The organism is Skermanella sp. (assembly GCF_059503625.1).
The window spans coordinates 1-7442 of the sequence record NZ_JCACHA010000912.1; the positions used below are offsets into that span (position 1 = coordinate 1).

The following is a 7442-nucleotide window of genomic DNA, read 5'->3' on the forward strand; positions in this document are numbered from 1 at the left end:
CTTGTCGGTCTCGATCTCGGCGATGACGTCGCCGGACTTGACCTCGTCGCCTTCCTTCTTCAGCCACTTCGCGAGGTTGCCCTCGGTCATTGTCGGCGACAGCGCCGGCATAGTGATTTCAATCGGCATCTGGTGTGTCCCCCCGATGGCGCGCCGGCACAATGAGCGGCGCGCCGCCTTGATTGTCGCGTCAGCTCCGGTAAAGCACGGCCTTGACGGCCTTCTCGATGTCCTCGGGCTGAGGCAGAGCGAGCTTTTCCAGGTTGGCGGCATACGGCATCGGCACGTCGGCGCCATGGACCCGGTAGACCGGCGCATCCAGATAGTCGAACGCCTGTTCCATCATCAGGGCCGACATCTCGGCGCCGATGCCGGCGAAGGGCCAGCCTTCCTCGACCGATACGAGGCGGTTGGTCTTCTTGACGCTGTTGACGATCGTCTCGGTGTCGAGCGGGCGGATGGTGCGGAGGTTGATGACCTCGGCCTCGATCCCCTGCTCGGCCAGCCGCTCGGCGGCGGCCAGGGCCTGGCCGACCATGAACGAGAACGCGGTGATCGTCACATCCTTGCCGGCGCGCATGATCTTGGCGCGGCCGATCGGAACGATGAACTCGGGATCTTCCGGCACGTCGAAGCTGTGGCCGTACAGGATCTCGTGCTCAAGGAACACGACCGGGTTGGGATCGCGGATCGCCGACTTCAGCAGGCCCTTTGCGTCGGACGCGGAATAGGGCGCCACGACCTTCAAGCCCGGCACATGGGCGTACCAGCTCGAATATTCCTGGGAATGCTGGGCGGCGACGCGCGACGCGGCGCCGTTCGGCCCGCGGAACACGATCGGGCAACCCATCTGGCCGCCGGACATGTAGAGCGTCTTGGCGGCGGAGTTGATGATGTGGTCGATCGCCTGCATGGCGAAGTTGAAGGTCATGAATTCGACGACCGGCTTCAGCCCGTGGAAGGCGGCGCCGACGCCGAGACCGGCGAATCCGTGCTCGGTGATGGGAGTGTCGATGACGCGGCGGTCGCCGAACTCCTGGAGCAAGCCCTGGGTCACCTTGTAGGCGCCCTGGTATTCCGCGACTTCCTCGCCCATGACGAAGACCTTGTCGTCACGGCGCATCTCTTCCGCCATCGCGTCGCGCAGCGCTTCGCGCACGGTCAGCTTGACCGTCTTGTCGAAATACTTGTCTTCGTCGCTGGCGGGCGGCGCCGCCTTGGTGCCCGACGGCGGCCCGACAGGCAGGGTCGGCTTGGTCTCTTCCTCGCCCTTGACCTTCTGGAGAGCGGCGCTCTGCGTCGTGTTGTCCTGGACTTCGGGCGTTTCCAGCTTGTCGGCGTCTTCGTCCTCACCGACCAGCAATGCTATCGGCGTATTGACCGCCACGCCTTCGGTGCCTTCGGCAATCAGGATCTTGCCCAGCTTGCCTTCATCGACAGCCTCGACCTCCATGGTCGCCTTGTCGGTCTCGATCTCGGCGAGGATATCGCCCGATTTGACGTCGTCGCCTTCCTGTTTGACCCATTTGGCAAGCTTGCCTTCGGTCATGGTCGGCGACAGCGCCGGCATCAGAATTTCAATCGGCATTCCAGTTCCTCCGGCACCAATCCCCAGTCGCGGCCTTCTGCGGGCCGCAGAGGGAGAGGCGGCGCACCAGATGTTGCGCGCCGCCGATGGCCTCAAGCTGATGTTGCGTTAGGCTTCGATCAGGATGTCTGTCCAAAGCTCCGCGGGATCGGGCTCCGGGCTCTGCGTCGCGAAATCCGCGGCTTCGGCCACGATGTTCTTGATGTCCCGGTCGATCGTCTTCAGCGCATCCTCGTCGGCCGAGCCGTTTTCCAGGATCAGCTTCTTGAGGTTGTCGATCGGGTCCATCTCCGTCCGCATCTTGGTGACTTCTTCCTTGGTGCGGTACTTGGCCGGATCGGACATGGAATGGCCGCGGTAGCGATAGGTCTTCATCTCGAGGATGACCGGACCGCTGCCTTCGCGGGCATGGGCGACTGCCATTTCCGAAGCTTCCTTGACGGCCAGCACGCTCATGCCGTCGACGACATGGCCGGGAATGCCGTAGGCGCTGCCGCGCTCGCACAGCTCGCCGGCGGAAGCACGGTGCTGCGAGGTGCCCATCGCGTACTTGTTGTTCTCGATCACGTAAACGACCGGGAGCTTCCAGAGGGCCGCCATGTTGAAGCTCTCGTAGACCTGCCCCTGGTTGATGGCGCCGTCGCCGAGATAACAGACGTTGATGTTGCCGTCCTGGGTGTACTTGTGCCCGAAGGCGAGGCCGGTGCCGATCGGCACCTGGGCCGCGACGATGCCGTGGCCGCCGAAGAACTTCTTCTCGCGGCTGAACATGTGCATCGAGCCGCCCTTGCCCTTGGAGTAGCCGCCGCTGCGACCCGTAAGCTCCGCCATGACGCCCTTGGGGTCCATGTCGGTGGCCAGCATGTGGCCGTGGTCACGGTAGCTGGTGATGATGCTGTCGCCGGGGATCAGAGCGTTCTGCATGCCCACGACTACCGCTTCCTGGCCGATATACAGGTGGCAGAAGCCGCCGATCAGGCCCATGCCGTACATCTGCCCGGCCTTCTCTTCGAAGCGGCGGATCAGCAGCATTTCGCGGTAGTATTTGAGCAGTTGTTCGGTTGAATACTGAGGGGTTTCGTCTGCCTGTGGCTTGCGACGTCTGGACGTAGCCAAGTGCTCCTCCCGATGTTAGGCGGGATCGGTCATTGCCGTCCCGCCCAGGCTCTTGCTCGGGATAGAACTAACGCCGTAGAGCGCACGACGCAAGATAAATGCTCGCAATTCCTTGTTATCTAAAGCGAATTTCGTCTTAACCGGGATTTAGTTAAGCGCATGGCAAGACTTGCGTTTTCGCCGCCCTATCTATTTCGGCTGGCCCGCTGTGACCGGCGGCGCAACGCTGCTACGCGGTACGAGAATGATGACGTCGTCGGGATGGCTGTAATTCAGCACCGCTCGAGCCCGCTCATCCAACATGTCGGGATCGAGATGATCACGCTTCAAAAGCGAGGCGCGCTGCTCCAGGTCGGTGCGCTCGCCCCTGACCTGGGCAAGGACCGCCTCCGCCTGCTGGATCTCGTTCTGTAGATGGGACAGCGCAATCAGGCCACGATCACCCTGGATCGCGTGATACGCGAAATAGCCGACGATCGCGGCGCCGATGGCGGGGCCGATCGTCTGACGCAGGGCACGGCCGAGTGCGTCTTTTACATGGTCGATTGCAGTCATGACGCGATGGAATCACGAAGAATTCCACCGCGTCAAATGAAAACTATCGATTGGGCAACGAGGGCCGAAAAAGGTTGCAGGATTACCCGCGTATCACGCTCTTACCGGCGAAACGAGCGGCGTTGCCCAACTGCTCCTCGATCCGGATAAGCTGGTTGTACTTGGCTAGCCGGTCCGAACGGGACAGCGATCCTGTCTTGATCTGGCCGCAGTTGGTTGCGACCGCGAGATCGGCGATGGTGGAGTCCTCGGTCTCGCCCGAGCGGTGGGACATGACGGCGGTATAGGATGCCTTGTGCGCGATCTCGACCGCATGCAGGGTTTCCGACAGGCTGCCGATCTGGTTGACCTTGACCAGGATCGAGTTGCCGACGCCCTTCTTGATGCCGTCGGTCAGGCGGACCGGGTTGGTCACGAACAGGTCGTCGCCGACCAGCTGGACCTTCTTGCCGATGGCGGCGGTCAGGGCAGCCCAGCCTTCCCAGTCGTCCTCGGACATGCCGTCCTCGATGGAGATGATCGGGTAGCGGGCGACCAGGTCGGACCAGTAATCGACCATGGCGCCCGGCTCGAGGATCTTGCCTTCGCCGGCGAGGTTGTATTTGCCGTCCTTGAAGAACTCGGTCGAGGCCGCGTCGATCGCCAGATGGATGTCCTCGCCCGGCTTGTAGCCAGCCGCCTCGATCGCCTGCATGACGAAGCCGAGCGCGTCGTCGGCCGAGGCGAGGTTGGGAGCGAAGCCGCCCTCGTCGCCGACATTGGTGTTGTGCCCGGCGTCCTTCAGCTTCTTCTTGAGCGACTGGAACACCTCCGAGCCCATGCGGATCGCCTCGGCCACGTTCTCGGCCGATACGGGCATGATCATGAATTCCTGGATGTCGATCGGGTTGTCGGCATGGGCGCCGCCGTTGATGATGTTCATCATCGGGACCGGCAGCATGTTGGCGAAGGCGCCGCCGACATAGCGGTAGAGCGGCAGGTCCGCTTCCTGGGCCGCCGCCTTGGCGACCGCGAGGCTGACGCCGAGGATGGCGTTGGCCCCGAGCCTGGACTAGTTCGGCTTTCCGTCGAGATCGATCAGCAGCGCGTCGACCCCTTCCTGCTCGGCGGCTTCGTTGCCGGACAGCGCGTCGAAGATCTCGCCGTTGACGGCATCGACCGCCTTGAGCACGCCCTTGCCGCCGTAGCGGCCCTTGTCGCCGTCACGAAGCTCGACCGCTTCGTGGGCGCCGGTGGAGGCGCCCGAGGGAACGGCGGCGCGGCCGAAGGCGCCGGATTCGAGGGTCACATCGACCTCGACGGTCGGATTGCCGCGGCTGTCGAGAATTTCGCGCGCGTGGATGTCAGTGATCACAGACATGGAAAACCCCGAGGTGGCTTATTGGCTTTATCGCCGGCAAGTCATAAGCGCCAAATACCGGGTTATCAAGAAGACAGCGTAGGATACGTTCCGGCGGGACTATCACGCCGCACTCGCGAGGATGCCGGGCTGAACGTCGGGTTCCGAGACAAAACCGGCAGCGAGAGCGGGTGGCTCGGATAACGTGGCCTGAGTCAACAGGCCGAGCTGGGCGACCGCGTCGTTGAATGACGGCGATGCCGGATCGGCGTAGAAGGCGCCGTCGCCGGCCGACATCGCCTGCGCGCCGACCGGGCCTGAGCCATAGAGCTTGATACCATCATCGATGTACGAGGCACGCTTGGTGATGTGTTCGTCGGACTCCGAGAAACCTACGACTACGCTGGCGCGTGTGCTGCCAGCCCGGAGTGCACCGGTCCAGTTCGCCAACCCGGCGCCGTCGGGATTCCTGCCGAGGACATTGTTGTACAGGAGCGTTACGAAGGCCGCATCGTTCAGGCTGCCGTATTTCTGCTGGAACTCCGCCGATCCGGTAAAGCCGTCGGTGATCTGGAGCAGCGAGGAACCGCTTCTGAGTGCTGCGGTCCAGTTTTCCAGTCCGCCGGCCTCCGGCAGCCTGTTCAAGGTCGTGTGGTAAAGCCGCGCGACCTTGGCCGCGTTATCGTCGCTCAGCCACAAGCCTTTCTCGATTGTGGCCTTGGACTTTTCCATGTCCTCGACCGATTCCGAGAACCCCAGGACGGCGTCGGCACGACTCATCCCGGCAGCAAGCGCGTTGGTCCAGTTCGTAAGCCCGGCGGCATCCGGTGTCCGGCCAAGGACGTTCTTGTACAGGAGAGTGACGAACGTCGTGTTATCCGGGCTGCCGTACCTGTTGAGGAACTCGGTCGAATTGGTAAACCCCGATACGGCCTGCTTCAGCGTCATGGCGCCGGCTTCGATGGTCGACACCCAATTCTTCAAACCGCTTTTGTCCGGCGTCCGGCCCAAAGCGGCGCCATAAAGACGGTAGACCTGAGCTGCCGTGCCGGTGTTGTTTGCTGTCAACGTTCCATCGGTGAATTTATAATACTCGATCGAATTGTCGTACCAAAAATCATAATAAGAACCATCATAGACATAGTTATATCCGCTGGAACCTATGCTGATCGCCTTGTAGCTGGCCCGCGGAAGATGCCATACCGCCGTGTCTATCCCGGCGCCACCGTACAGAATATCGCCGCCGGCACCGCCGTCGAGCGTATCGTTCCCTTCTTCCCCATATAAATAATCCGCATCGGTTCCGCCTGAGAGAAGATCGTTCCCGAGTCCGCCATAAAGCCAATCGCTTCCGGCATCGCCATTGAGCGTGTCGTCACCAATTACCCCTTTCAAGGTATCGCCGCCCGCGCCGCCTGACAGAGTATTGTTGAGACCGTTGCCGGTTATGGTATCGAAGCCGCTGCCACCGATCGCGTTTTCGATATCGGCGCCATAGGCAATGGACACGTTATTTGTTGCTGATGTGGCATAAAGATAATACGTATCATCAACGCCGATCGAGCTGAATTTTCCCGGAACGAGATCTATAGAAACACTTAGCCTCTGTCCACTTGCATCAACTGTGTCAACCCCAGCACCGTCCCAGATCACCTTTGTGAACGGAGATGTTGTATTCGAAAATGCATAAATATCGTTTCCGGATCGGGTGCTTGTCTTCGCTCCATACAAATATTGGATAGCAGCTACATCATAGAGAGCCGGTGCCGCTGCATAGGTGTCATAGTCGCTTAAAGATTGCTCATGATAAGACATCACCGTGTATCGGGTATTGTCTTCAGCATAAGGCAAATATGGAGCTTCAGATCCGCCTCCAGTCGAATTGTAATTACCAGGATGCTTTAACCCAATCGCATGCCCAATCTCGTGAACAAACGTCAAAAATCCATGACTGCCACTGGAGGGATACATGTTTTCATACAGATTGTTAGCAATGTAAATATCACCGCCATAAGAGTAACCATTTGGAGTCCAGGCATATCCACTACTTTTAGTCCCTTGGTCATTGGTACCAAATCGAATCGATCCCCCTTCTCCCGCATCGGAAACTTCAATAAAATTTATGTTTGCGACATCGGCCCAAGTTGCTAGAGCGGCACGCGCCACCGATTTTTGTGTTTCCGACAAAGGGGAGAACCTGTACCCGTCGGCATATCTTGCATAATCGGGGACTTGAGTCATGAAACTGAAAGTAACAGTGGCCGGAGCGCCAATGCCTGCGGCTTCGTTCCAGCGTGGGGTGTCGGATGGCAGCAGCGCTGACACATAGTAGGGCAGCGTGGTGCTCGCGCCGGAGCTGGTCAGCCCTTGAGGCGTGTATACGCCATGCTCCGTGTGTTCCCCGTCGCAGGATCCGCATGTGCATCTAAGAGTTGAATCGATCGTCAAATGGGCTGGATCAGGATCTACAGCCTCGATAGCATCAATCGCATTAAAAGCTGAAGTCGACATCGAAGCATCCCAGGGTATATTGAATTTGCTATGGTTTCTCGGATAATCCGAGGGATTCATAAACATATTCGATGAAAACTGCCGCTTTTAAGTAGAACATGCGCTACTTTGACGCTTGTACCCTTAATACGGGAATTTTTTAACGTCATACACCGGACGCTAGTCGTTGGTCCTGATTTGCCCGGTCGCTGAAGCTGTGGCCAATCTGACAAATTGTCGTCACGCCACACGCCACACGCCACACGCCAAGCGGCCGCTCCCCATTTACCGGGAGCGGCGCACAAGCCGTTAAGGGGACATGCTCAGGCCCCGAACATCCAGTCGCCCGGCGCA

Annotated in this window: 5 protein-coding genes and 1 pseudogene; all 6 read right to left on the minus strand. The window is 59.9% G+C overall.

Features of this window, described 5'->3' with window-relative positions:
* On the minus strand, positions 1-129 hold a 129-nt coding region (locus AC5JJ6_RS33255), incomplete at its 3' end, for a biotin/lipoyl-containing protein (RefSeq protein WP_496046148.1).
* A gap of 61 nt (positions 130-190) precedes the next feature.
* A complete protein-coding gene (locus AC5JJ6_RS33260) occupies positions 191-1588 on the minus strand; it encodes a pyruvate dehydrogenase complex E1 component subunit beta (RefSeq protein WP_429641434.1) in 1398 nt (465 codons plus the stop codon).
* Between the two features lie 108 nt (positions 1589-1696).
* Positions 1697-2704, minus strand: a complete 1008-nt coding sequence (pdhA, locus tag AC5JJ6_RS33265) for a pyruvate dehydrogenase (acetyl-transferring) E1 component subunit alpha (protein ID WP_496046145.1) — start codon at positions 2702-2704, stop codon at positions 1697-1699.
* A gap of 189 nt (positions 2705-2893) precedes the next feature.
* Complete coding sequence (locus tag AC5JJ6_RS33270; RefSeq protein ID WP_496046146.1) at positions 2894-3259, minus strand: FtsB family cell division protein; 366 nt, start codon at positions 3257-3259, stop codon at positions 2894-2896.
* An 82-nt stretch (positions 3260-3341) separates the two neighbouring features.
* Positions 3342-4619, minus strand: a pseudogene (gene eno, locus AC5JJ6_RS33275) (phosphopyruvate hydratase).
* A 102-nt stretch (positions 4620-4721) separates the two neighbouring features.
* Positions 4722-7109, minus strand: coding sequence for a DUF4214 domain-containing protein (locus tag AC5JJ6_RS33280; protein WP_496046147.1), 2388 nt, complete (start codon positions 7107-7109; stop codon positions 4722-4724).
* Positions 7110-7442: the final 333 nt, after the last annotated feature.

Excerpts from the sequence above, each read along its gene's own strand:
- AC5JJ6_RS33260 (WP_429641434.1), bottom strand. The coding sequence starts at position 1,588 with ATGCCGATTGAAATTCTGATGCCGGCGCTGTCGCCGACCATGACCGAA.
- AC5JJ6_RS33270 (WP_496046146.1), bottom strand. The coding sequence starts at position 3,259 with ATGACTGCAATCGACCATGTAAAAGACGCACTCGGCCGTGCCCTGCGT.
- AC5JJ6_RS33280 (WP_496046147.1), bottom strand. The coding sequence starts at position 7,109 with ATGTCGACTTCAGCTTTTAATGCGATTGATGCTATCGAGGCTGTAGAT.